Annotated in this window: 18 protein-coding genes; all 18 read left to right on the forward strand. The window is 74.4% G+C overall.

Features of this window, described 5'->3' with window-relative positions; translation table 11 throughout:
* Window positions 1-33 precede the first annotated feature (33 nt).
* The 18 genes from ACN268_RS00440 (at window position 34) to ACN268_RS00525 (ending at window position 26064) form a co-directional block, all read left to right on the forward strand.
* Window positions 34-246 carry a hypothetical protein gene (locus ACN268_RS00440; protein WP_067307861.1) on the forward strand — a complete coding sequence of 71 codons (213 nt, stop codon included), beginning with the start codon at window positions 34-36 and terminating at the stop codon, window positions 244-246.
* Window positions 247-321: 75 nt separating this feature from the next.
* Complete coding sequence (locus ACN268_RS00445; RefSeq protein WP_421481203.1) at window positions 322-1821, forward strand: replication-associated recombination protein A; 1500 nt, start codon at window positions 322-324, stop codon at window positions 1819-1821.
* A gap of 3167 nt (window positions 1822-4988) precedes the next feature.
* Window positions 4989-5588: a hypothetical protein gene (locus ACN268_RS00450; RefSeq protein ID WP_421486775.1), complete on the forward strand. Its 600-nt coding sequence runs from the start codon at window positions 4989-4991 to the stop codon at window positions 5586-5588.
* Between the two features lie 148 nt (window positions 5589-5736).
* Entirely contained in the window at window positions 5737-6198 is a 462-nt protein-coding gene (locus tag ACN268_RS00455) for a DUF948 domain-containing protein (RefSeq protein WP_088647310.1), read from the forward strand.
* Between the two features lie 33 nt (window positions 6199-6231).
* Window positions 6232-6537 carry a hypothetical protein gene (locus ACN268_RS00460; protein ID WP_204927608.1) on the forward strand — a complete coding sequence of 102 codons (306 nt, stop codon included), beginning with the start codon at window positions 6232-6234 and terminating at the stop codon, window positions 6535-6537.
* Window positions 6534-9212 carry an alanine--tRNA ligase gene (alaS, locus tag ACN268_RS00465; protein WP_421481204.1) on the forward strand — a complete coding sequence of 893 codons (2679 nt, stop codon included), beginning with the start codon at window positions 6534-6536 and terminating at the stop codon, window positions 9210-9212. The genes ACN268_RS00460 and alaS overlap by 4 nt, the downstream gene beginning before the upstream one ends.
* Before the next feature lie 72 nt (window positions 9213-9284).
* Window positions 9285-9746 (forward strand): Holliday junction resolvase RuvX, encoded by a 462-nt coding sequence (gene ruvX, locus ACN268_RS00470; protein WP_421481205.1) that lies wholly within the window; start codon window positions 9285-9287, stop codon window positions 9744-9746.
* The gene (gene mltG, locus ACN268_RS00475; RefSeq protein ID WP_421481206.1) at window positions 9743-10978 is read left to right on the forward strand and encodes an endolytic transglycosylase MltG; all 1236 of its coding nucleotides are present in this window, start codon (window positions 9743-9745) and stop codon (window positions 10976-10978) included. Before ruvX ends, mltG begins: the two co-directional genes overlap by 4 nt.
* Window positions 10975-11784, forward strand: a complete 810-nt coding sequence (locus ACN268_RS00480) for a shikimate dehydrogenase (protein WP_421481207.1) — start codon at window positions 10975-10977, stop codon at window positions 11782-11784. Before mltG ends, ACN268_RS00480 begins: the two co-directional genes overlap by 4 nt.
* A gap of 215 nt (window positions 11785-11999) precedes the next feature.
* Window positions 12000-13508 carry a family 16 glycosylhydrolase gene (locus tag ACN268_RS00485; RefSeq protein ID WP_421481208.1) on the forward strand — a complete coding sequence of 503 codons (1509 nt, stop codon included), beginning with the start codon at window positions 12000-12002 and terminating at the stop codon, window positions 13506-13508.
* A gap of 115 nt (window positions 13509-13623) precedes the next feature.
* Complete coding sequence (locus ACN268_RS00490; RefSeq protein ID WP_421481209.1) at window positions 13624-14859, forward strand: hypothetical protein; 1236 nt, start codon at window positions 13624-13626, stop codon at window positions 14857-14859.
* Window positions 14860-15175: 316 nt separating this feature from the next.
* Window positions 15176-16015, forward strand: a complete 840-nt coding sequence (locus ACN268_RS00495; RefSeq protein WP_421481210.1) for a hypothetical protein — start codon at window positions 15176-15178, stop codon at window positions 16013-16015.
* An 89-nt stretch (window positions 16016-16104) separates the two neighbouring features.
* A complete protein-coding gene (locus tag ACN268_RS00500) occupies window positions 16105-17049 on the forward strand; it encodes a glycosyltransferase (protein WP_421481211.1) in 945 nt (314 codons plus the stop codon).
* A gap of 242 nt (window positions 17050-17291) precedes the next feature.
* Window positions 17292-19190: a delta-60 repeat domain-containing protein gene (locus ACN268_RS00505; protein ID WP_421486776.1), complete on the forward strand. Its 1899-nt coding sequence runs from the start codon at window positions 17292-17294 to the stop codon at window positions 19188-19190.
* A gap of 189 nt (window positions 19191-19379) precedes the next feature.
* Window positions 19380-21023, forward strand: coding sequence for a hypothetical protein (locus ACN268_RS00510; RefSeq protein ID WP_421481212.1), 1644 nt, complete (start codon window positions 19380-19382; stop codon window positions 21021-21023).
* Window positions 21016-21945, forward strand: coding sequence for a glycosyltransferase family 2 protein (locus tag ACN268_RS00515; protein ID WP_421481213.1), 930 nt, complete (start codon window positions 21016-21018; stop codon window positions 21943-21945). Before ACN268_RS00510 ends, ACN268_RS00515 begins: the two co-directional genes overlap by 8 nt.
* Before the next feature lie 7 nt (window positions 21946-21952).
* The gene (locus ACN268_RS00520; protein WP_421481214.1) at window positions 21953-24469 is read left to right on the forward strand and encodes an O-antigen ligase family protein; all 2517 of its coding nucleotides are present in this window, start codon (window positions 21953-21955) and stop codon (window positions 24467-24469) included.
* Entirely contained in the window at window positions 24466-26064 is a 1599-nt protein-coding gene (locus ACN268_RS00525) for a lipopolysaccharide biosynthesis protein (protein WP_421481215.1), read from the forward strand. Before ACN268_RS00520 ends, ACN268_RS00525 begins: the two co-directional genes overlap by 4 nt.
* Window positions 26065-26072: the final 8 nt, after the last annotated feature.

Raw genomic sequence — 26072 nt, forward strand, 5'->3', positions numbered from 1 at the left:
ACCTACTGGGACCCCCTACCGGAGGACATAACCATGCTCGCCATCCTCGCGGCCGTCGTGTTCGGCTTCGCGCTCCTGCTGGACCTGCTCAACACCAACTTCGGTGCCCCCGACCTGTTCAACTGGAACACCCTGGTCCTGATCGGCCTGCTGCTGCTCTCGCTCTACCTGGCCGGCGTCGGCAGCGGCCCGCGCGGCGGTGGCGGCGGCCGGTGGTACCGGGGCCGTCGGCCGGGCCGCGGCTGACCGCAACAGATCAGAACGGGCGCGGCCCACGGCGCGATTCCGGCGTCGTGGGCCGCGCCCGGTACTGTCTTCCTGATGGATTCCGACGCCCTCTTCTCCCTCGGTGCACCCGCCGCGGCGCCCAGCGCCCCCGCGGGCTCCGTCGGCGTCGACGACTTCGCCTCCGTCGGGCAGGACGCCCCGCTGCCGGTGCGGATGCGACCCGCGAGCATCGACGAGTTGGTCGGCCAGGAACACCTCCTCGCCCCCGGGGCCCCGCTGCGGCAGCTCGTCGGCGGCGGCGCGGCGCTGTCGGTCATCCTCTGGGGCCCGCCGGGCAGTGGCAAGACCACCATCGCCCACCTGGTGGCCCGGGCCACCGACCGCCGGTTCGTGGCCATGTCGGCGCTGACCGCCGGGGTCAAGGACGTCCGGGCCGTCATCGAGACCGCCCGCCGCCAGCGCCGCTCCGGCGGCCCGCAGACCGTGCTCTTCATCGACGAGGTGCACCGGTTCAGCAAGACCCAGCAGGATTCGCTGCTCGCCGCCGTCGAGGACCGCACGGTCACCCTGCTCGCGGCGACCACCGAGAACCCGTACTTCTCCGTCATCTCGCCGCTGCTGTCCCGGTGCGTACTGCTCACCCTCCAGCCGCTCGACGACGACGCCGTGCGCGCGTTGCTGCGCCGCGCGGTGACCGACCCGCGCGGCCTCGCCGGCACGCTCACCCTGGCCGCCGATGCCGAGGACCACCTGGTACGCCTGGCCGGCGGCGACGTCCGCAAGGCGTTGACCGCGCTGGAGGCGGCGGCGGCCTCGGCGACCGCGCTCGGCGTCGACCGGATCGACCTGGCCACCACCGAGCAGGCGGTGGACGTGGCGGCCGTGCGCTACGACCGCGACGGCGACGCCCACTACGACGTGACCAGCGCCTTCATCAAAAGCATGCGCGGCTCGGACGTCGACGCCGCGCTGCACTGGCTGGCCCGGATGCTGGTCGCCGGGGAGGACGCCCGGTTCGTCGCCCGGCGTCTGGTCATCTTCGCCAGCGAGGACGTCGGCATGGCCGACCCGTCGGCGCTGAGCGTGGCGACCGCCGCCGCACACGCGGTGGAGTACGTCGGCCTGCCCGAGGCCCAGCTCAACCTGGCGCAGGCGGTGATCCACCTGGCGACCGCGCCGAAGTCCAACTCGGCGACCACCGCCCTCGGCGCGGCGATGGCCGACGTGCGGGCCGGCCGGGGCGGCGCGGTGCCGCGTGGGCTGCGCGACGCGCACTACGCCGGCGCCCGGGGGCTCGGGCACGGCACGGGTTACCGCTACCCGCACGACGACCAGCGCGGGGTGGTCACCCAGCAGTACGCTCCCGACGACCTCGTCGGGACCGACTACTACCGGCCCAGCGGGCACGGGGCCGAGCGGTCGGTGGCCGCCCGGCTGCCCCTGCTGCGCCGGATCGTCCGGGGGCTGTCCGCCCCGGCGACGCGCCCCGACGGTCCGGTGCCGGTGGTCAACGGCCGGCACCCGTCGGGCACGGGGCACGCCGATGGGGCGGACGAGGACGGCGGCGACGCCGCCGGGGAGGTTCGGCAGTGACATCGCGAGGTGGGGAGCAACCGCAGGACGGACCCGACGAGCGGCGTGAACCTCGCGCCAAGGGACGTCGGTGGGGTCGGGGGCGGGGCGGCGACGAGACCCCGCCCGAGCCGGCCGGCGAGGATTTCGGCTGGATCGACGACCTGCGTACGGCGAAACAGCAGCGCACCGAACTCGGCCCGGACGGCGGCCCGGTTCCGCCCGTGCGTGGCCCGGCCGCGCCGCCCGTCGGCCGAGGGCCGGTCGCGCCGCAGCCCGGGCCGGTCGCGCCGCGCGTCGGTCAGCCGGTGCTCCGCCCCGACCCCGCCGCCCCCCGGCCCGCGCAGCCGGACCCCCGACCGCACCCGACACCTGCCGGGACCGGGCCGGAGCCGGCACCGCCGGGCGTCCGGCCGCAGTCCGGGCCCCCGGCAGCCCCGTTCCCCGGTCAACCGGGCCCGCGCCGGGAGCCGACGGCCCCCGGTGTCGCCCGTCCGCCGCACCCCGCCGCCCCGGCTGCCCCGCCGGTCCGTGGGCCGGGCCGGCCCGCGACCTCCGAGCAGCGTCCTCGTTCGGGCGCGGGGCCGTGGCCGGACCCGGCACCGCCCGGCCGGCCGGGCCCGCAGCGGCCCGAGGAGGCGTCCCGCCCCGACCCCACCACCGGTGGTACCGGCCCGGTCCGGGCCGCCGTCCCGGCCCCCGGCAGTGCGTCGGTCCCCGGCACCGGGCCCGGCCGGGCGGTGCCCCCGCCCGGTCAGGCGTCCCCGTCGGGTCAGGCGCCCCCGCCCGGTCAGTCACCTCCGCCGGTTCAGGCACCTCCGGTCGGCTGGGCCGGCCCCGGCGGTACGGCCCCCGGCGTCGCGACCCCCGGTGGCCCGGCAGCCGGGCCACCGGCCGGCCGGGCGGTCCCCGAGAACCGGCCCGGCGTCGCGGCCCCCGCCGAGCCGTCCCTGCGCAGCCGCCGGACGGTGCCGGACGACCGGCCGAGAGGTCGCCGGGCGGCGGTACCGGTCGAGCCGGCCAGGTCCGGCCAGGGTTCCGCCTCCGTCGGCGTCGACCCGGGCGGTGCCCCCCGGGCCGGGGCGGGTGCCCCGGCCGGTGCCGGACTGCTGCCGGACCCGTCGGTCGGTGGCCCACGGGCCGCCGCCGTGGCACCGGTGGGCCCGCGTCCCGAGACGACCGCACCCGGTGCACCGGGCCGGCCCGCCGTCGCGGCGACCGGCGCGGGCCGGGAGCCCGCGGACCGGCCGGCCGCCGAGCGGGGTGGCCGCCGACGCGCGGCCGAGCCGGACCAGCCGCTGGTGCCGCTGAGCGGCAACGCGCCACCGCTGCCGGACGCCGCGCCGGGTGCGCCGGCCGCCCCCTCCGTCGCGGGTCGGCCCGGTGCGGCCGCCCGGGACGACAACGGGCGTCGCCGCCCGCCCACCGACGTCGCCGCACCGCCCGGCCGACGGGCCCGCCCCGACGACGAGCCGGCCGTGCACCGCCCCGAGCCGGCCGTGCACCGCCCCGAGCCGGCCGGCGACGCACCCGCGGGTCGTCGGGCCCGCCCCGACGACGAGGAGCCGTCGGGCGGATGGCGGCACCCGGTCGGCACCGACGCCCCCGGTTCCCGGGCCCGTCCGGACACCGACGAGGCACCGGGCCGGCGGAGCCGGTCCGACGAGGGCGGGACGGCCGGCCAGCCGACGGTCCCGCCGGTGCCGGGCGACCGACACCGAGGCGAGCGTCCGGAGCGCCCGGCCGAATGGCTGCGTCAGGCCGGGCGCACCTCGCACACCGACCCCGCCCTGCGGGTGCTGAACCGGTCGACCCCGCCGCCCGGCCGGCCGGACCCGTCGGCGGCGGCCACCCCGGCCGCCCCGACCCGTCGGGGTGGCCCGGAGACGACCGGCGTCCCCGCCGGGCCGTCCTGGCCCGACCAGCCCGGCCCGACCCGACCGACCGACCGGCCCGACCAGCCCGGCCCGACCCGGGCGACGGCCCGGCCGAGCCCGCCCGAGGCGGCCCCCGGCCGGGGGCCGCAGGGGCCCGACCGTCCCGCCCGGGGCACCCACGCCGGTCCCGGTCCCGGTCCGTCACCGGAGCCGACCCGGGGTCCGCGTCCCGGTGCCGCCGGGGCGGTCCCCGACCCCCGGGCCGGTGGCCCGGCTCCGGTGCCCGGCAGCGCGCCGGTGCCGGGTGGCCCGCGCGCCCACGGCCCCGGCGGTCCTGACGGCCCCGGCTTCCCCGGCGTCCGGGGCACCCCGTCCGGCGGGCCCCGGACCGGTGCCACTGCGGCCGTGCCGGTGCCCGGCGTCGCGCCGGTCGCCGACGGCCCGCGTGCGGTGGCGTCCCCACCGGTGGCCCGCCCGGCCGGTGCCACCGGTCCGGACGCGGCCGTCGCGGCACCCACCTCCGGCGCTCCCCGGGTCGGTGTCCCGGTCCCGAACGCCCCCCACCCGACCGGGCCCTCCGGTGGCGCCCCCCGCCCCGATGTCCCGGGCCCGGGCGGCCCGCGGCTCGGCGAGCCCGATCCCCGGGCCCCGCGCCCCGGCGCACCGTCGCGCGGCACCGCCCGCCCGGACACCCCGGTCACCGGCACCGCGCGTCCGGCCACCGGGGTGGCACGTCCGGACATCCCGGTCACCGGTACCGCGCGTCCGGCCGCCGGGGTGGCACGTCCGGCCGGCCCGGCCGCCGGTACCGCGCGGGTGGACGGCCCGGCCGGTCCGGCCACCGGCACCGCGCGTCCGGGCGGCCCCGCCACCGGCACCGCGCGTCCGCCCGTACCCGCCGACGACCCGCGTCGGGTGGCGGGACCGGAGGGGGACCGGCGGCCCGGACCCGCTGCCGATGCCACCCCCCGGCCCGCCGGTGCGGGCGGGGTCGTCGCGGCGGCGGCGGTGGCCCGGGCCACCGCGCCGGGCGTACGGCCGGAGGAGTCCGTCGGTCGGGCGGCTCCGCCGGTGCGTCCCGCCGACCGGGCGGAGGCGGCGGGTTCCGCCGCCGTGCCACCCGCCGCCGGCCGGGTCGACGGGCCGGGTGTGGCCCGGGTGACCTCCCCGCAGGAGGCTCGGTCCGATGCCGACGGTCCGGCCGGTGGGTCGTTGCGCCCCGCCAGCGGGGGCGACGCGTCCGGCGTCGATTCCGACGCGCCGACCGGCACCGAGCCGCGACGCCGGTCGGGGGAGCGGCGTCGGCTGCGGCTGGGAGTCCTGGTGCTGGTCAGCGTGGTGCTCCTCGGGGCGCTCCCGCTCTATTTCGCGATGCGGACGTTGAGCCGGGACCCGGTCTTCGACACCCTCGACGAGTTGGGTGTGCCCGGCTGGGCGACGGCGAAGACGGTGGACAACGTCAGCGGCAGCCGCTGGTGCCTGCAGGACTGCCGGCTGCGGGAGCGCACCGTGGAGTCCGACCGGGCACCGGAGGAGACCGCCCGGGTCTACGAGCAGGCCCTGCGGACGGAGGGCTGGCGGCGGTGGGAGGTCACCCGCTGCCCGGAGCAGCCGGCCAAGGGCAGCTACACCTGCTGGCGGCGCGACGAGTTGACCCTCGACCTGTGGGTGCGGGAGCCGACCTGCGCGGCACCACAGGCGAGCGGTGACCCGGCGGTGCCGCCGGCCACCCCGGTCCCCCCCGCGGCGGGGGAGTGCACCGGCTCGTTGGTCTCGGTGAAGGTCCGTAACGCGATCGACGACGAGCGGACCCGGCCACAGCCGAGCACCGACCCGTCACTGACCGGTGAGGACCCGTTCCCGACGATTACCGATGATCCGCTCGGCGATCTGACACGCTCACCATCCTGAGCCGGTTTCCATCACGGACGGTAGGGTCTGGGGCTGGCAGGCCCGCCTGCTCCCGATGACCCCGTGCGGGGTCACGCCGCGACGGCGGGGATCCGGGTCGCGTGTTCCGGGGCGTCGGGCCCCGGAACCCTGCTTGAGGAGGACTTGCGTGGATGGTGGACAGATCGCTGCGCTGATCGCGGCCGGCGCGTTCCTGATGCTGGTGCTCGTGCTGGCGGTGCCGATCCTGCGGCTGCGGCACACCGTGGACGCGACGACCCGGATGATCAACGACCTCAACGAGCAGACCGCTCCGCTGCTGGGGGACGTGAACACCACGGTGAAGAACGTCAACGTCGCCCTGGAGCAGGTGCAGACCTCCCTCGACGGGGTGAACCTCCAGCTCGCCAAGGTCGACACGATGACGAGCCACGCGCAGAACGTCACCGCCAACGTGGCGAACCTGGCCACCGTCGTCTCGGCCGCCGCGGCGAACCCGCTGGTGAAGGTGGCGGCCTTCGGGTACGGCGTCCGCCGGGCCGCGTCGGCGCGGCGGACCGCGGAGACCGAGCGTGAGGTGCGCGACACCATCAAGCAGCAGCGTCGGGCCGCCCGGCGCGGCAACCGCTGACCCCGGGCCGGCGGCGCACAGGAGGATAGGGACATGAGGCGACTTTTCTGGCTCGGTATCGGGCTGGCCGTGGGCGTGGTGGTGGTCCGCAAGGCCACCCGGACGGCCCAGGCGTACACCCCGGCGGGCATCGCCAGTGGGCTGTCCGAATCCGCTGGCGGTCTGGTCGAGTCGCTGCGTAACTTCGTGGAGGACGTACGGATCGGGATGGCCGAGCGCGAGCAGGAGATCCACGAGGCGTTCGCCCGCGGTGAGGCGTTCGACGACCAGTTCGCCGAGCTGCGGGAGGACCCGCGCATCGGTGACCGAGAGATCTTTCCGGAGGAACCCCAGCGATGAAGACGGCGGAGATCAAGCGGCGGTACCTCGCCCACTTCGAGGCGAACGGGCACACCGTGGTGCCGTCCGCTCCGCTGCCCGCCATCAGCGATCCGAACCTGCTGTTCGTCAACGCCGGCATGGTGCAGTTCGTCCCGTACTTCCTGGGGCAGCAGACCCCGGCGTACCGGCGGGCGGTGAGCGTGCAGAAGTGCCTGCGCACGCCGGACATCGACGAGGTCGGCAAGACCAGCCGGCACGGCACGTTCTTCCAGATGAACGGCAACTTCTCCTTCGGTGACTACTTCAAGGCCGGGGCGATCCCGCTGGCCTGGGACCTGGTCACCAAGCCGGTCGCCGAGGGCGGTTACGGGCTGGACGGGGAGCGGGTCTGGCCGACGGTCTACCTCGACGACGACGAGGCGTTCGAGATCTGGCGCTCGGTGGGGGTGCCGGCCGAGCGGATCGTGCGCCGGGGCAAGGCGGACAACTTCTGGTCGATGGGCATTCCCGGCCCGTGCGGCCCGTGCTCGGAGCTGTTCTACGACCGGGGTCCGGAGTACGGCCGCGAGGGCGGCCCGGCGGTCGACGAGGACCGCTACATGGAGTTCTGGAATCTGGTCTTCATGCAGTACGAGCGGGGTCCGGGCAGCGGGAAGGAGGACTTCCCGATCCTGGGCGACCTGCCGGCGCAGAACATCGACACCGGCATGGGCCTGGAGCGGATGGCCTCGATCCTGCAGGGCGTCGACAACCTCTACGAGATCGACGAGGTGCGGCCGATCCTGGACCGGGCGGCGGAGCTGACCGGCAAGCGGTACGGCGCGCACTCCGGGCACGTGGCGAGCGAGTCGCACCCGGACGACGTACGGCTGCGGGTGGTCGCCGACCACGTACGGACCGCGCTGATGCTGATCGGCGACGGGGTGACCCCGAGCAACGAGGGGCGCGGCTACGTGCTGCGCCGGATCATGCGGCGGGCGATCCGGGCGGTGCGGTTGCTGGGCTGGCAGGATCGGGCGTTGCCGGAGCTGCTGCCGGTGGCCCGGGACTGCATGTCCCCGTCGTACCCGGAGCTTTCGCAGGAGTTCGACCGGATCTCCCAGTACGCGTACGCCGAGGAGGACGCGTTCCTGTCGACGCTTCGGGCGGGCACGACGATCCTGGACACGGCGATCGCGGAAACCCGGTCGGCGGGGAAGCCGGCGCTGTCGGGGGAGAAGGCGTTCCAGCTGCACGACACGTACGGCTTCCCGATCGACCTGACCCTGGAGATCGCGGCCGAGCAGGGCCTGCAGGTCGACGCGGAGGGCTTCCGTCGGCTGATGGCCGACCAGCGCAGCCGGGCGAAGGCCGACGCGCAGGCCCGCAAGACGGGGCACACCGACGTGTCGGCGTACCGGTCGGTGCGCGACGACGGCGGTGAGGTGGAGTTCACCGGCTACACCGAGTTGCAGCGGGAGTCCCGGGTGCGGGCGCTGCTGCGCGGTGGCGCGACGGTGGGCGCGGCGGTCGAGGGGGAGACGGTCGAGCTGGTGCTCGACACCACCCCGTTCTATGCCGAGGGCGGCGGTCAGCAGCCCGACCAGGGGCTGATCACGGTCGGTGCCGGCCAGGTCGAGGTCTTCGACGTGCAGCAGCCGGTGCCGGGGCTGATCGTGCACCGGGCGAAGGTGGTCCGGGGCGAGGTGCGGGCCGGTGAGACCGGTTACGCCGAGATCGACGTGACCCGCCGCCGGGCGATCTCCCGGTCGCACACGGCGACCCACCTGGTGCACCAGACGATGCGGAACTTCCTCGGTGAGTCGGCGACCCAGGCGGGTTCGTTGAACGCGCCGGGCCGGCTGCGCTTCGACTTCAACACCCCGACCGGAGTGTCGCCGAGCGTGCTGCACGACGTGGAGCAGCAGGTCAACGAGGTGCTGCTGGCGGATCTGGAGGTCAACGCCTTCATCACCACCCAGCAGGAGGCGCGGCGGATCGGCGCGATGGCGCTGTTCGGCGAGAAGTACGGCGAGCGGGTCCGGGTCGTCGAGGTCGGCGACTACGCCCGGGAGCTGTGCGGCGGCACCCACGTGGCCCGGTCGGCCCAGCTCGGCCTGGTGAAGATCCTCTCCGAGGCGTCGGTCGGTTCCGGGGTCCGCCGGATCGAGGCGCTGGTCGGGATGGACGCGTTCGGCTTCCTGGCCCGCGAGCACCTGCTGGTGTCCCGGCTGGCGGAGCTGTTCCGGGTGCCCGGTGAGCAGGTCGCCGACCGGGTGGAGCAGACCGTCACCCAGCTGCGTGACGCCGAGAAGGAGCTGGAGAAGCTCCGCGCCCAGCTGGTGCTGGGCGGGGCGGCGGCGCTGGCCGGGCAGGCGAAGGACGTCCGGGGGGTGGCGTACGTCGGCACCGAGGCGCCGGAGGGCGCGGCCGGCAACGACGTGCGGACCCTGGCCCAGGAGATCCGCGGCAAGATCGATCCGGCGCGGCCGGCCGTGGTGGCGGTGGCGGCCCGATCGAACGGCAAGGCATCCCTGGTGGTGGCCGTGAACGCGGCGGCCCGTGGGCGTGGCCTGGCGGCGAACGACCTGGTCAAGGCAGCCTTCTCCGGGCGTGGCGGCGGCAGCCCGGACGTGGCGCAGGGCGGTGGCCTGCCCGCCGCCGAGGCGCCGAACCTGCTGCTCACGGTCGAGAAGGCGATCGCCGACGCGTGACGGAACAGCACCCGAGCCAGGGCGGACCCGAGCTGGTCCGCCCTGGCTCGTCACCGGGGAGGGTGACCATCCGTGAGTGAGTCGTCCCGTGGGGTCCGGTTGGGCGTCGACGTGGGGCAGGTCCGGGTGGGGGTGGCCCGGTCCGACCCGCACGGCATCCTGGCCACTCCGCTGGTCACCCTGGCCCGGGACCTGACCACCGGACCGGACGCGGTGCCCAGCGATCTCGCCCAGCTCAAGCAGCTGGTCGTCGAGCACGAGGCCGTCGAGGTCGTCGTCGGCCTGCCGGTCAACCTGGCCGGTCGGCACGGCCCGGCCGCCCAGCACGTGTTGGCGTACGCGGGCCGGTTGACCGAGGTGATCGCCCCGGTTCCGGTGACCCTCACCGACGAGAGGATGTCAACTGTCGTCGCGTCTCGTAGGCTTGCCGAGCGTGGCGTCCGGGGAAAGCGCCAACGTGCGGTGGTGGATCAGGCCGCCGCGGTCGAGATCCTGCAGAGCTGGCTGGAAGCGCAGCGGAGGCGGACGGAATGATCGACGATCTGGACCTCGGGTTCGACGAGCAGGAGAGGGGGGAGAAGGGCCGGCACCGGCGCGGCTTCGTCAACCGGCGTAACGGCACGTCGGGTGGCCGCAAGTCGGGCGGCGGGCTCGGAAAGACCATCTTCGCCCTGTTCATGGCCCTGGTGCTGCTGGGTGGCATCGGCGGCGGGGCCTTCTACGGCTTCGACCGGATCCGTAACCACTTCATCACCCCGGACTTCGACGGGCCGGGCACCGGTGAGGCGCTGGTCGACGTCAAGCAGGGCGACACCGCCACGGACATCGGCAACTCCCTCTACGACGCCGGTGTGGTCAAGAGCACCAAGGCCTTCGTCGAAGCGGCCGACGACAACGCGCTCAGCAAGAACATCCAGGTCGGCCGGTACAAGGTCAAGAAGGAGATGCGCGCCACCGACGCGCTCGCCCTGCTGCTGGACCCGAAGAGCCGGGTGGTCAACGGGGTCACCATTCCCGAGGGCATGATCACGCTGGCCATCTACGACCTGCTGGCCAAGGAGACCAAGATTCCGGTCGCCGAGTTCAAGGCCGCCGCGAAGGACCCGGTCAAGTTGGGCGTGCCGGAGTTCTGGTTCAACCGCAAGGACGGCAAGAAGGGGCCGCGCAGCCTGGAGGGCTTCCTCTTCCCGGCCACCTACGAGCTGCCGCCGAAGGCGACCGCCCCGCAGATCCTGTCGCTGATGGTGGACAAGTTCCTCGACGTGACCGGGGAGATGAAGTTCGTCGAGACGGTCGAGGCCGACCGGGGCATCTCGCCGTACGAGGCGTTGATCACCGCGTCGATCGCGCAGGCCGAGTCGGTCAACCACGAGGACATGCCGAAGGTGGCCCGGGTGATCTACAACCGGGTCTACACCGACCGCTACCACTGCAAGTGCCTGGAGATCGACAGCGCGATCAACTACTGGCTGCGGTTGCAGGGCAAGAACCCGAAGGATTCCGACATCCTCAAGCAGTCCGAGCTGAACGACCCGAGGAACCCGTACCGGACGCACGGCGCGGACGGCCTGACCATCACCCCGATCAGCAACCCCGGCGAGGACGCCCTCAAGGGGGCGATGAGCCCGCCCAACGGCACCTGGGTCTACTTCATGACCATCGACAAGAAGGGCACCATGGGCTACGGCACCACCGACGCCGACTTCCGCGAGCTGCAACGCAAGATGTGCACCAACGGCGTGCTGAGCGGCGAGAACTGCCGGTGAGGGCGGCGGTGCTCGGCAAGCCGATCGCGCACTCCCTCTCCCCGGTGATCCACAACGCGGGTTACGTCGCCGCCGGGCTCGACGGCTGGTCGTACACCCGGATCGAGTGCGGGGCGCAGGAGCTGCCGGCGCTGGTCACCGGCCTGGGCCCGGAGTGGGCCGGGCTGTCGGTGACGATGCCGGGCAAGGAGGCGGCGCTCGCGGTGGCCGCCACCGCGTCGCCGGTCGCCGCCGCCGTCGGCGCGGCCAACACGCTGGTCCGTCGTCCCGACGGCTCGTGGTACGCCGACAACACCGACGTCACCGGCATGGTGGACGTGCTGACCGGGGCCGGGGTACGCCCCGGTGCCACGGTGACGGTGCTCGGCGCCGGCGGCACCGCCCGTGCCGCCCTGGCCGCCGCCGCCCGGCTCGGCGCGACCGAGGTGACCGTGGTGGCCCGGCGCGCGGAGGCGGTGGCGCAGTTGCGGCCGGTGGCGTCGGCGGTCGGGGTGGAGCTGGTGTCGGCCGCCTGGTCCGACGCCGTCGCGCACACCCGCGCCGACCTGGTCGTCTCCACCGTGCCCAAGGGGGTGGCCGACCCGGTCGCGACCGGGGTCGACTGGGGACCGTCCACGGTGCTCTTCGACGCCCTGTACGACCCGTGGCCGACCCCGCTGGCGGCCTCGGCGCAGGCCGCCGGCCGGCGGGTGGTCTCCGGGCTGGATCTGCTGCTGGCCCAGGCCGTCGGCCAGTTCTCCCAGTTCACCGGGGTGCCGGCACCGGTGGACGCGATGCGGGCGGCGTTGGCGGCGGCCCGCGGCTGACCCACCGGCGGCCGGTCGTCACCGCATCGCCGACTTTCCGGTCAATCAGGCGTAACCTCGCCGAAGCGGCATTCGTTTGCTGGCCTGCCGAAAAGCAACCCCTGTTCCCTTATTCTTTGGTTAAGTCGTGTCGCCACTCTGATTTCCGACCTGCCATATCCAGCCGTGGTGGATACGCTGCTGCCGGTAATCGTCGCCCACCCGGGGAGTGTTCCTTGAGCCGGCACGGAATCCACCGCGCACTTCCGGCCATCAGCGGTCGACGCAAGGCGGTCGTCCTCAGTGTCCTGAGCGTCACCGCAGTCGGCGGCATCACGGCCACGATGATGCCGTTGATCGCCGCCGAGGTGCCACCGATCACACTCTCCGCCGTCGCGGACACCACTGTCACCCAGGTGCCGCAGGACGGCGACAACGGGATCAAGACCACCCTGGCCAGCTGCCCGCAGTTGTGCGACGGCAACCGCAACGGCCGGCGCGACGCGGTGCTGGAGTTCCAGGTGCGGGGCCTGCCCGCCGACGCGGTCGACGTCAAGGCGTCGCTGCGGGTGTACGCGTGGCAGCAGTTCTCCTCCCGGGTGCGGGCCCACGCCGCCCAGGGCACCGCCGTCGGCGCCGGCCAATGGGCCTACCGACCCACTCTGGGCCCGGTGCTCTCGGCCGTCGACCGGGTCGCCCAGGGCTACAACGAGTGGGACGTCTCCGCCGCCGTCACGGGCAACGGTCCGGTCACCTTCGCGTTGACCCAGGAGAACTGGAACACCCGGATCTACTGGGCCTCGCGGGAGAACGCCAAGGCCGCCATCCGACCGAGCCTGGTGCTGACCTACCAGCGCGGCGACCGGACGCCGACCCGGCCGCCGGCCACCACGGCGGCACCGACCACCGCCGCCCCGTCGCCGACGCGGACGTCGCCGTCACCGTCGCCGAAGCCGACGCGGACGGTCAGCCCGCCCGCGCCGACCACGGCCACCCCACGCCCGACGCCGACCGTGCGCCCCGGCACCGACGTGCCCGGCTGGCGGCTGGTCTGGTCCGACGAGTTCACCGGGCCCACGGTCGACCTCAAGCGGTGGAACCTGCGCGACAACGAGGGCCGCGACATCGACAAGGGCTGTAACGTCGACGACCCGGACAACACCTTCGTCGCCGACGGGGTGCTGACCCTGCGCGCCCAGCGGGAGACCGCGGTGTGCAGCTCGCAGACCCGGCAGTACACCCAGAGCTACCTGGACACCATCGGCAAGGCGTCGTTCACGTACGGCCGGTTCGAGATGCGGGCCAAGTCGCCCAACGGGCCTACCGACTCCAAGGGGCTCTGGCCGGCGTTCTGGCTGCGTCCCGACGACGGTGGCAAGGGCGAGATCGACGTGGTGGAGCTGCCCGGCGGGTCGTCCCTGCACGGGGCCGCCACCCAGGCGATCTTCTACGACTACACGCCGGTCAAGCAGGACCAGCGGTGGGACTTCCCGACCGGCTACCCGGGTGACGGCTTCCACACGTACACCACCGAGTGGGAGCCGGGGGTGATCCGCTGGTACATCGACGGCCGCCAGGTCTGGCAGCGGGACCGCAGCACCACCCCGTGGTTCGACGAGGCGTTCAACAAGCCGTTCAACCTGCGGCTGAACTTCCAGGTCGGCGGCTGGCTGGGCGACCCCGACGCGGCCACCCGCTTCCCGGCCGACTTCCGGGTCGACTACGTCCGCGTCTGGCAGCGCTGAGCCGCCCGGCACGTCGTACGCCGCCCGGTGGGTCACGGCCCGCCGGGCGGCGGCTTGTCCGCTGGTCCTATCGTGGCCGCCAGCGCGCGGCGGTCGGGCGGGACAGGTGGAGGGCATGACGGTGGCGACGGACCCACGGACCCGGCAGGACGGCGTGGGCTGGGTGACCCGGGCCATCTTCGGTGACCCCCGGCTCTGGCTCGGCATGCCGCCGGACCCGGTGCCCGCCACCCACCGCCCGGTCGTCCGGTACGCCGTGGTGCCCTCGGTGGAGCGGGCCAGGTTCCTGCTTCCGCTCGCCTCCCGCCGGGTCGGCGCGGCGTCGACGCTGGCGTACAACGCGTTGCGCCCGCCCCGGGTGCGGGCCAACCGGCTGGCCGTCGGGATACTGGCCGGGCTCGGGGCGACCGGGCTGGCCCGGATGCCGGTGCTGACCGTGGCGGTGCCCACCGACGCCGACCCGGCCGAGCTGCTGCTCGCCGAGCACCTGGGCCGGCTGGCCGGCCGACCGCTGCACGCCGCGATCGGCATCCGGCCGCCGGACCCGCACCACAAGCCGACGTTGCAGCTCTTCGACGACCGGGGCGTCGCCCGGGCGTACGCGAAGATCGGGTGGAACGACGCGACCCGGGCGATGGTGCGCGCGGAGGCCGCCGCGCTGCGGGATCTGCCCCGCGACGGTGGTGACTTCCCGGACGTACCCCGGCTGCTGGACGAGGTGGGTTGGGGTGACCTGGCGGTGACCCTGGTCGAGCCGATGCCGGCCCGGGTGCGCCGCCCCCGTCGTCCGCTGCGCCCGGAGGTGGCCGCGATGCTGGCGGTGGCCCGGCGTGGTGGTCCGCCGTCGACACCCCGGCCGCTGCGCGGTTCGGCGTTCCTGGACGACCTGACCGCGCGGGCCGCGACCGCCGGTGGTCCGGTGGTCGCGGCGGTGGCGGCCCTGGCCGCCCGCGACGGCGACCGGCCGGTGGAGTTCGGCCACTGGCACGGCGACTGGGTGCCGTGGAACCTCGGCCGGCACCGTGGGCGGTTGGTCGTCTGGGACTGGGAGAACAGCGGCGCCGACCGGCCGCTCGGCTTCGATCTCGCCCACCACGGGTTCCAGAGCGCCCTGTCGCTGGGCGGCCGGGACGTGGCGGGGGCGACCGGGGAGATGGTCGAGCTGTTGGACCGGCACGGTGCGGCGTTCGGCCTGGACCCGGCGGGGTGTCAGTTCGTCGCCGACGCCTATCTTGTCGAGCTGTGGTTGCGGACGGCGGAACTGGCCGCCGGCGGGGGTGGCTGGAGTGCGAAGTTGCACCCCGCGCTGCTGCACACGCTCGCCGACCGGCTGGGCACGCCCCGCCCCTGACCGGCGGTTTCCCGTGGGCTGGGACAAGTGTCGGGGTCCCGACCGGAAAAACGGCGAAAAGCCCTCACTGCCGTCACCGCCGCTACCGAAGCCGCCTCACGTTCCACTAGGGTGGCCCCACTCGACGACTACTGGCCGGTGACGGCGTGGTCGGTCCGGCCCGGGACGACGTGGGGACCTCGTCCGGGGCGCAGGTGTGGGGGAGGCCCGGCCGACGGCCGGCACAATCAGGGAGCACGATGGGATCGTCACGTGTCATTCAGCCCGGGGTGGACCATGCCCCGGTCACCTGCCGTGTGGGCGGCGGTGACTTCCGGTGACCATCGTCTACCTGCTGGCCGTGCTGGCGGTGCTGGTGCCGCTGCTGGTCGTTCCGGTGCTGGCGTCCCGCTGGATGTCGGCCGTCGCCACCGGCCGGACGGCCGAACGGTTCCGGATCGCCCTGTCCGGGCTGACCGCCGCGTTCGGCCGGGTCGGCGCGGCCGTGGTGGTGCTGCTGGCCGGGTGCTCGGCGGTCGTCGCCGTGTGCTGGCCCGTCGGTGAGGCGATCTCCCGGCTCGAACCCCACGTCGACCACCGGGTCTTCGACTACGTGCACGCCCACCGGGTCGGCTTCTGGGAGGACGTCAACCTGTTCATCTCCCCGATCGGCGACCGCTACCCGCTCAAGTGGGTGACCGTGGTGGCCGCGATCGGCTTCGCCATCGCCTGGCGGCGTCGCCGCTGGTGGATCCCGCTGGTGGCGATGCCGCTGCAGTTCGTCGTCGAGCAGTACACCCAGACGATCCTCGCGAAGGTCGTCGACCGGGGCCACCCGCCGACCGACCTGGGCACCTACCCCTCCGGCGGCTGTGGCCGGGTGCTGATGACCTTCGGCACCATCCTGGTGCTGGCCGCGCTGACCTGGCGGCTGCCGCGTCGGGTGCTGATCGGCCTGGTCACCGCCCTGGCCGTGCTGGTCTCGGTGGAGGGCTACACCCGCATCTACGCCGAGAAGCACTGGCTCACCGACGTGTTCGGCGGGTGGTTCTTCGGCACCCTGCTGACCGGCGTGATGGTGCTCGCCGTGCTGGTCGCCGACGGTCGGGTCCGCCGCCCCGTGGCCCCGGTGCCGACGGATACCACCGACGACGACCGGATGTTGACCGGCACCTGACCCGTACCCCCGTCCGGTGGGCGCGACCCGTTCCCGCGCCGTCCGGACCCGGCCCCCACCCCTCCTCGCACAGAAGTTGGGCCACCGCCGTGACCACCCTCCTCGTCGCCTCCACCGGTGGGCACCTCGCCGAGCTGCACGACCTGCTGCCCCGGCTCGGGGTGCAGCACGACTGCGTGTGGGCGACGTTCGACTCACCGCAGAGCCGGTCACTGCTCGACGGGCACGAGGTCATCCACGTACCCCCGGCGAGCACCCGCGATCCGGTGGGTGCGCTGCGCGACCTGCTGGCCGCCCGCCGGGTGCTCTGCGACGGGCGGTTCCGCCGGGTGATCAGCACCGGTGCCAGCGTCGCCATGTCGTTCTTCCTGCCCGCCGCCCGGCACGGCCTGGACTGCCACTACATCGAGAGCGCCACCCGCACCGTCGGCCCGTCGCTGACCGGTCGGCTGGTCGCCCGGGTGCCCCGGACCCGGCTCTACACGCAGTACCCGGGCTGGGCGAACGGCCGGTGGCGCTACGGCGGTTCCATCTTCGACGGGTACGCGCCCGCGCCCGCCGCCCCGCGCCCCCTGTCCAAGATCGTGGTGACCCTCGGCACCCAGGACCGCTTCGGCTTCCCGCGTCTGCTGCAACGCCTGGTCGACGTGGTGCCCGCCGAGGCGGAGGTGCTCTGGCAGGTCGGCGCGACCCGGATCCCCCGGATGCCGGCCGGTGCCCGCCGGCAGGTGCCGTACGCCGAGATGCAGCAGGCCATGCGGGAGGCCGACGTGATCGTCACCCACGCCGGGGTGGGGTCGGCGCTGGCCGCGATGCGCGCCGGCCACCGCGCCGTGTACGTGCCGCGCCGGGCCCGCCACGGCGAACACGTCGACGACCACCAGGTGGAGATGGCCCGGGAGCTCGACCGACGCGGACTGGTGCTGGCCCGGGAGGCCGACGCGGTCACCGCCGACGACCTGACCCGGGCGGCGGCCTGGACGGTGACCGCCACCGGAGTCGTCCCGGCGTTCCGGTGGGCGGAGGCGGCGTGAGGCCGATCGGGGACGGGCGGCCCGGTGGTGGGCTCCGCCGGTCGATGCGCGATTCTCGTCCTGCGTGGGTCGTCCGGACGCGACCCGTACGGCAGGACAGGGCCGAGCCGGTGGCCGACCGGACCGGTCGGTTGATGGTGGGAAATGTCCGGGCAGAGCAAGCTACGCACGATCTCACTTCTTTTTTGGGGGCGCCAGTGCTTCACAGAACGTCTCGACCGGTGTGGCGGCGGTGGTTCGCCGTGCTCGCCGCACCGGTGCTCGCGGTCGGCCTCCTGGCCGCGCCCGCCCACGCGGCGGATCTCACCCCGGTAACCAGCACCCTCACCTCGGCCAACCCGGCGGACAACATTCCGCACGCGCAGGACGGCGACACCAAGGCGTTCGCCGAGATCGGCAACACGATCTACGTGGGCGGTTCCTTCACCTCGGTCAAGGCCGCCGGCGCCACCAGCTGGACCTCACGCAACTACCTGTTCGCCTACGACCGGACCAGCGGGGCGCTCAAGGCCGACTTCAGCCCCACGCTCGACGGCGCGGTGCACGCCCTCGCCGCCAGCCCCGACGGCAAGCTGATCGTCGGTGGCGCGTTCAAGAACGTCAACGGGGTCAGCCGCAAGAACCTCGTCCAGCTCGACCCGGTGACCGGCGCGACGGTCGCCAGCTGGGTCGGCCGCAGCGACGGCGGCCTGGTCCGCCGTACCGTCGTGGTCGGCAACAAGCTCTACATCGCCGGCGCGTTCCACTGGGTCAACGGCACCGAGCACTCGCTGCTGGCCCGGCTCGACGCGACCACCGGCGCGATCGACCCGAGCTTCCAGATCGACGCCAGCGTCGCCCGCGCCAGCAGCGAGCTGGTCTGGGGCCTGGCCGTCGCCCCCGACGGCAAGACGCTGGTCGCGGTGGGCAACTTCACCGAGGTCAACGGCCAGCCCCGCAACCAGGTGGTGGTCGTCGACCTGGACGGCACCCCGACGGTCGCCAACTGGAGCACCCAGCGCTACGTGGCGCCCTGCTACAGCGGTTCGTTCCCGTTCTACGCCCGCGACGTCGACTTCTCCGACGACGGCACGTACTTCGTGATCATCGCCGACGGTGGCCGGGGCGACGGGGCGTACTGCGACGCCATCGCCCGGTTCGAGACCGCCGACCGGGGTACGGCCATGGACGCCACCTGGGTCAACTACACCGGCACCGACTCGGTGACCTCCGTCGAGGTGGCCGACAACGTGGTCTACGTCGGCGGTCACTTCCGCTGGCTGAGCAACGCCAACGGCAACGACTCGGCCGGCAGCGGCGCGATCAACCGGTTCGGGCTCGGCGCGCTGGACCCGATCAACGGCCTGCCGCTGGTCTGGAACCCGACCCGTTCGGGCGCCCCGGCGGGCACCACCACCTGGGGCCCGATCATGTGGGAGCTGTGGCGGGGCAGCACCGGCCTCTACGCCGGCTTCGACTCCGACGGCCTCGGCAACGAGTACCACGGGCGGCTGGGCCTGTTCCCGCTCGCCGGTGGCCGTACCGTCGCGGCGACCAACGCGCCGACGGCGTCCTCGGGCTACCTGTACGTCGGGACCGGCAACGGGCAGACCGCCAAGGTGTCGTTCAACGGCACCACCCTGGGCACCCCGGTGGCCAGCGCGCAGGCGAACCTCACCGCGTCCGGCGCGGCCTTCTCGGTCGGCAACAAGCTCTACTGGTCGAAGACCGACGCGACCGCCGCCGGCGGCAGCTACCTGGGTGTGTCGATGTTCACCGGCGGCACGGTGGGCGCACCCTGGGTGAGCAGTGGCTACAACGACTGGTTCAACCCCGCCACGATGGCCGGCGCGTTCTACCTCGACGGTCGGATGTACTACACCAAGGCCGGTACCAACAAGCTGTTCTACAGGTACCTGGAGCCCGACGGCTACATCGTCGGCTGCACCGAGTTCACCCTGCCCAGCGTGGGCCTGAACTGGGGCAACGTGCGGGGGATGGCCTGGGTCGACGGTAAGATCGTCTACGGCAACACCAACGGCTCCCTGCGGGCCGTGCCGTTCGACGAGACCGCCGTCGACGGCGCCGCCTCGGTGGAGATCGCACCGGCCGGCGGCGACGTGGACTGGTCGAGCAAGACGTTGTTCTTCGCCACCTCCTGAAGCCGCACCTGCCACGGGCGGTCCGCCGGTGTCCCGGACACCGGCGGACCGCCCGTGGCGCAGGGGGCCGGTCGGCTGTCGACCACAGGTGAGCGGTCGGCGACAATGGGACAACCAGCGGCTCGCCCCGGGGCCGTCGTCGGCCCGCGCCGACCTGCCCACCCCTCGCATCGCAAGAGGACCTGACTGATGGATGTGACCGACGTCACTCCCGCCCGGCAGCGCCCGGTCGGCCTGGCCGAGTTGGCCCGCATTCCGCTGCGGCGGTGGCGCACGGTGCTCGCCGCGACCGGGCTGGTGCTGTTACTGGTGGCCGCCTACCTGCTGGTCTTCCCGGCCACCTACACCGCCACCACGGCCGTGGTGGTCCGTCCGGTGGTCACCGACCCGTTCTCGGTGCCCTCCGGCGGCGCCGACCGGGCGGTCAACATGACCGCCGAGAGCGGGATCGCCACCAGCAACGACGTCATCGACAAGGTCGCCTCGATCACCGGCCGGGACACCACTTCCGTGGCCGACTCGCTCACCGTGGAGACGCCCGTCGGCGGGCAGGTGATGCGGTTCAGCTACGCCGGGCACAGCGAGACCGAGGCGGTCAACGGCGCGAACGGCGCCGCCGAGTCGTACCTCGAACTACGCAAGGGCATGTACGAAAACCAGCGCGCCGCGGTGCTCAAGTCGTACGACGAGACCATCGCCCTGGTCACCAGCCAGCGCACCACCACCCAGCGGTCGTTGCCGGCCAACCAGGGCTCGTCCAGCCCGTCGCCGCGCACCAGCGCCCTGCTCGACCAGCTACGGGCGCTCAACGACCAGCTCGCCACCCTCGCCGAGCAGCGTTCCAAGATCGCTTCGGCGGACCTGAGCCCCGGTTCGGTCACCAGCGCCGCCCGCGCGCCCGTCCCGTCGAGCCGGGACGCCGCCCCGCTGATCCTGGTCGCCGGGCTCCTCGGTGGCCTGCTCGTCGGCGGGTTGGTCGCCTTCGTCCGGGAGTCCATGGACCGCCGGGTCCGCACCGCCGGTGAAGCCTCCGCGCTGGTCGGTGCCCCGCTGCTGGGCACCGTCGGGCGGGACCGCTCGGGCCGGCTCTCCGACACCGACCTGCGCTACCTGGTGCTGGCCCTGGGCCGGTGGGTGGACGGACCGACCCCGCTGCCCCTGGTCCTGCTCTCCAGCGCCGCCGACGAGCAGCGGGAACAGGTCACCGCCGGGGTCGCCGCGGCACTGGCCCAGTCCGGGCACGAGGTACGCCTGGGCGTCGCCCCGGAGAGCCGGGAGCGCATCCGGGCGCTGCTCACCGACGCGCAGCGCCGGCACCCGGCCGTCGAGCAGACCCGGCCCCGGGTGCCCCGCCCCCGGCCGATGCCCAGCAGCGTCCCGGCCCCGGCCACCACCCCGGCCACCGGCGGCAACCCGGAGGACACCATGGTCATCCCGCCGGTCCGCAAGCCCCGGCCGTTCCCCACCGACGACCCGAAGAACGGTGGCGTCTACCGCTCCACCACCACCTCGGCGGACAAGACCGAGATCATCCCCCGGGTGCTGCCCAAGGAGGCCCCCGCCGCCACCGACGGTGAGCAGGTCCGCATCGGTGCCGGCGCGGTACGCCTGGTCCCGCTGGAGGCCCCGGTGGCCGCCGGGGTCACCGTGATCGACGCCCCACCCGCCCTGCACGACGAACGGGGTGTCCGAGCCGCCCGGGAGGGACGGGCCGTGCTGGTCGCCGCCCGCGACAAGACCCGCACCGGCCGGCTGGGTCAACTGGTGGAACGGCTGCGCTCGGTGGGCGTCGAACCGGTCGGGTTCGTGGTGACGGGAGAGAAGCGTGACTGAGCCGACCACCACCGCGTACCCGCCGGTGACCGTGGTGATCGCCACCCGGGACCGGCCCGGCCTGCTGGAACGGGCCGTGCGCGCGGTGCTCGACCAGGACTACCCCGGACCGGTGGAGTGCGTCGTCGTCTACGACCACACCGACCTGCGGGAACTGGACGTCGACGTGCCGGCCGGGCGCACCCTGCGGTACGTCCACAACACCCACCGGCGGGGGTTGCCCGGCGGCCGGAACACCGGCTTCGACACCGCCACCGCCGACCTGATCGCCTTCTGCGACGACGACGACCACTGGCTGCCGGCGAAGCTGCGCCGGCAGGTGGAGCTGCTGGCGCAGCGGCCCGACGCCGCCGCCGCGAGCTGCGGCATCCGGCTGGAGGGGCCGGGCATCGCCAAGGAACGGCAGCTCGACCGGACCGAGGTCGGCCTGCCCGACTTCGTCGAGGACCGGATCATGGAGGTGCACTCCAGCACCATCCTCATCCGGCGCACCACCTGGGAGGCCATCGGCCCGGTCGACGAGCAACTGCCCGGCGGCTACGGCGAGGACTACGAGTGGCTGCTGCGCATCGCCGGGCACGGCCCGGTGGTGATCGTGCCCGAGGTGCTGGTGGTGGTCGACTGGCACGGCGGTTCGTTCTTCTTCGGCCGCTGGGCGACCATCGTCGAGGCCACCCGCTACCTGCTCGACAAGCACCCCGAGCTGGCCGGCAGCCGTACCGGGCTGGCCCGGCTGCACGGGCAGATCGCGTTCGCCCTCGCCTCCGGCCGGCGGCGCGGCGAAGCGGTACGGGAACTCGGCCGGGTGATCCGGCTCAACCCCCGGGAGAAGCGGGTGCTGGTGACCGTCCCGGTGGTGCTCGGGCTGCTGTCGGGGGAGCGGGTGCTGCAGCTCGCCCAACGCCGGGGCCGGGGTGTCTGACCGGCGGGTGCCCGGATCACTCGCCGGGCCGCCGCCGCTGCCCACCTGGCCGCTGCTGGCCATGTTCGGGCTGGTCCCGCTGTGGTGGATGCTCGGCGGCTTCTATCTCGGCTGGTCGGTGTTCGGGGTGGTGCTGCTGGGCCTGATGGTCACCCGGGGTCGGGTGGCGCTGCCCGCCGGCACCGCCTGCTGGCTGGTGCTGCTCGCCCTGGTGCTGCTCAGCTTCACCCGGCTCGAACGGGCCACCGCCTACCTCACCTCCGGGCTGCGCTTCGGCTTCATGCTGACCGCGCTGATCGTCTGCGTCTACGTCTACAACCTGGTCCGCGACGGCGTCCCCTGGGAGCAGGTGCTCCGCCCGCTCGGCTGGTACTGGCTGGGCGTGGTCGCCCTCGGCTGGCTGGCCGTGCTGGCCCCCCGCTTCCAGCTCACCACCCCGGTGGAGATGCTGCTGCCGGGCAGCATGTCGGGGGAACGGTTCATCCAGGCGTTGACCCACGTGCGGGCCAACGAGTTCAACCCGGTCTCCCGGGCCCCGATCTACCGGACCGCCGCGCCCTACCCGTACACCAACAACTGGGGTACGGCCTACGCGCTGCTGGTGCCGTGCGTGCTGGCGTACCTGACCTCGGTGCGTACCGGCAAGTTCCGGGTGGCGCTGCTGGTGTCGTTGCCGCTGTCGATGGTGCCGGCGTTCATGACCCTCAACCGGGGCATGTTCCTCGGCCTCGGTGCCGGGCTGACCTACCTGGGCCTGCGGGCGCTGATCCGCGGCAACGCCAAGCTGATCGCCTCGATCGGTGGACTGGTGCTGCTCGTCTGGGTGGTCAGCCTGGTGGTGCCGGTGCAGGAGCTGATCGACAACCGGGTCAGCAGCACCGACACCAACGTCGACCGGATGGACCTCTACGTCCGTACCCTCCAGGCCGTCGAACGCTCGCCCCTGCTCGGGTACGGCGCACCGAACAGCGTCGACACCACGCTCGCCGAGGAACCGCTGGGCACCCAGGGGATGATCTGGCAGGTGCTCTACAGCCACGGCGTTCCAGCCCTGATCGCCTTCCTGGGCTGGCTGGCGCTGATCGCCAAGCGGCTGGCCGGCGCGGTCTCCCCGGCCGGGCAGTGGCTGAGCACCATCCCGGTGATCGCCCTGGTGGTGATCCCGGTGTACGCCTACATCGACCCGAACATGTCGGTCATCTTCTTCGCCGTCGGGGCCGGGCTGGCGGCGGTCAGCGGGCCGGTGAACCGCGCGGTGACCCTCGCGCCCGGGGTCGTCGACGCCCGCACGTCCCGCCCCGCGCCGGCCGGCGTCGGCGTGCCGTCCCCGGCCGCCGGCACCGTGGCGTCCGGCAGCACGACGTCCGGCAGCACGACGTCGGGCGGTACGGCGTCCGGCAGCACGGCGTCTGGCAGCACGACGTCGGGCGGTACGGCGTCCGGCAGCACGGCGTCCGGCGGTGCGGCCACGGCGACCGGAACGGCTGCCGTGCCGGCCCGGGCGTCGGCCGCCGTCGCGATCCCGCCGATCCGGGCCGCCGCCACCGTGCCACCCCGGCCGACCCGGGCCACCGCCGCCGCGCCACCCCCCGCTTCGCCCGCGCCGGCACCCACCGCCCCGCCCCGATCCCCGACTCCACCCGTGGCGGCGTCCCCGGTCCCGCCCCGCGCCCCGGTGTCGCCGGTGACGGCAACCTCGGTCCCGCCCCGCGCCTCGGTGTCGCCGGTGACGGCAACCCCGGTCCCGCCGGCAACTCCGGCCCCACCTGCGCCGGCACCCCGGACCCCGGCTCCGTCCGCGACGACGTCCCCGGTCGGGCCCCCGGTCCCGCCGTCGACGTCGGCTCCGGGCCGGCCAGCAGCCCCGCTCCCGTCCTGGCCCCCGGCCCAGGCCCCGGCCCGCCCCTGCGCACCCGCCCCGGCGTCGAACCGGGGAGCGTCGCCGACCCCGCCTCCGGTCACGCCCCCACCCCCGCCAGCCGGGCAGGTTCCCGACCCGATGCCCCGCCGGACCGCGATCCCCCTTCCCGGGCCGGCCCGACCGCCGGTTCCCGACCAGCCGTCGTCCCCGACCGCCGCTGCGACGCCGCCCCCCGCGCCGTCTCCGACGGCAGCTCCGACCGCCGGGCCGGCCCCGGGCCCGATCGTGTCTCCGGCTCCGGCCCATGCTCCGGTTCCGACCTCAACCCCGGTTCCGGCTCCGACTCCGGTTCCGACCTCGACCTCGACCCCGGTTCCGGCCCCGACCCCGACCCCGATCCCGACCCCGGCTCCGACCTCGACCCCGGTTCCGGCTCCGACGCCGAGCCCTGCTCCGCCGCCGGTTCCCGCCCGGCCTCCGGCGGCGACCACTGTCAGCGGTCCCCGGCCTGCCGGCGGGGTGGACGCGCCGACGGTGGTGCAACCCGCCCGCACCGGTGGCGACACCCCACTTGGCAATCCGGCCGACGGCCGGCCCCACGTCCGGGACCAGCGCGACACCGGGGACCAGACCCGCACCGACGACGGCAGGGAGCAGGGATGAGACGACCGGGAACCGGAACCACTCCGGCGGTGCCCCGGCAGCTCGACCGCCGCTCCGCCGATCCGGGGGCGCACCCGGCGGTCGCCGACGGGACCGACGCGACGGGCGGTGCCGGCGAGGTACGGCGTAGCGCCCGCAGCGGTGCGGTCGGGTTGGTCGGCGCGGCGGTCAACGGCGCGTTGGGTTTCCTGCTCACCGTGGTCATCGTGCGCGGCTTCGGCACCGACGGTTCCGGTGCGCTCTTCACCGCCATCGGCGTGGTCTCCATCCTGGGCGCGGTCTGCTGCGCCGGTGCGGACACCGCCCTGGTCTGGGCGCTGCCCCGACGTCGGATCGGCGTCGACGGCGACGCCGCCCGGCTGCTGCCGGTCGCGTTGCTGCCGGTGCTCCTGCTCACCGGGGTCGTGGCGGCGGTGGGCGCGCTCACCGCCGACCGGCTCGCCCCGGTCTTCTTCGAGCGGTCGGACGGGCCGACACTGCTGCGGCTGGCGTTCCTCGCCCTGCCGGTGACCGTGGCGATGACCGTGCTGCTCGCCGCCGTCCGGGCGGTCCGGCCGGTGACCGCCGTGGTCGGCATCCAGTACGTGCTGGTGCCGCTGGCCCGACCCGCCCTGCTGCTGGCGACCGTCGCCACCGGCGCCGGGGTGGCCGTCGGCTTCGGCGGCTGGCTGCTGCCGGTGGCGTTGGCCGTGGTCGCCGCCGCCGTCCTGCTGTTGCGGCCCCTCGGCCTGCTCGCCGGGGCGCGGCTACGGCCGGACGGCGCGGACTGGCGTACCCTCTGGGGCTTCGCGTTGCCCCGGGCGGTGTCAGCGGCCATCGACGCCAGCAGCATGTGGGTCGGGGTGCTGCTCACCTCCGCGCTGGCCGGCGCGGACGAGTCCGGCGTCTTCGGCGCGGTCGGCCGGTACGCCCTGGCCGGGCTGCTGATCATGCAGGGGTTGCGGGTGGCCGTCGCACCCCAGTTGTCCCGGCTGCTCGGGCAGGGGCGCACCGCCGACGCGGCGCTGGTCTACCGGCGGGTCACCGTCGTGATCATCCTGCTGTCCTGGCCGGCGTACCTGCTGCTGGCGGTGTTCGCACCCGGGTTCCTCAGCCTCTTCGGCGACGGGTTCACCGTCGGGGCCGCCCCGCTGGCGGTGCTCGCCGGTGCGATGCTGGTCAACTCGGGGGTGGGCATCGTGCAGACGATGCTGCTGATGAGCGGCAACAGCGCCCGCCACCTCCAGGCCACCGTGGTCGGGCTGGCGCTCACCGTCGGGCTGGGCTTCCTGCTCATCCCCGACCACGGGGCGCTCGGCGCGGCGTACGCCTGGACGGCTGGCGTGGTCGCCGAGAACGTGCTGGCCGCGATCGCCGCCCGGGTGGCGATCGGCGAGCCGCTGCTTACCCGCTCGGTGGGCTGGGCGGCGGTCGGGGCCGGCGGCGGCGCGGCCGTGGTGGCGGTGCTCAGCGCGCTGGTCGCCGGCCGGGGTGTGGCCGGCCTGGCGCTGGCTCTGGTGGTGCTGGCGGTCGTCGCCGTCGGGCTGCTGCTGGACCGGCGGGTCCGGCGTACGGTGCGGACCGCCGTGACGATGCTCAGGCCGAAACCGGCGTGACGAGAGGG

The organism is Micromonospora sp. WMMD735 (assembly GCF_049178995.1).
Lineage (GTDB): Bacteria > Actinomycetota > Actinomycetes > Mycobacteriales > Micromonosporaceae > Micromonospora > Micromonospora wenchangensis.